Genomic DNA, 248 nt, shown 5'->3' with positions numbered 1-248 from the left:
TCAATGGCCGCTTCCGTGCAGAATGCCTGAACCAGCATTGGTTCCTGACCCTTGCGGATGCCCGCGAAAAGATGGAGGATTGGCGTAGATACTACAATCCTGTTTCATAACTCCCATCTTCCTATGTCATCGAAAGGAATAGATTTTCCTGATCTGGAGGCGATCCCGCGGGGTGGCGAGGGTTCTTCCGTACACGATCGAGAATCTGACGTGCTTGCGGGGTCGCGAGTTTGGAACGGCTGAAGATC

The 248-nt window shown here is 53.2% G+C and carries 1 pseudogene; it reads left to right on the top strand.

What is annotated here, in order from left to right:
- Positions 1-98 (top strand): annotated as a pseudogene (locus MOV76_RS39640) (integrase core domain-containing protein); the annotation flags it as partial.
- Positions 99-248 lie beyond the last annotated feature (150 nt).

It is taken from the genome of Rhizobium sp. PRIMUS64 (genome assembly GCF_023006465.1).
In the GTDB taxonomy this organism is placed as follows: domain Bacteria; phylum Pseudomonadota; class Alphaproteobacteria; order Rhizobiales; family Rhizobiaceae; genus Rhizobium; species Rhizobium leguminosarum.
This window is presented reverse-complemented; position numbering and strand designations above follow the sequence as displayed.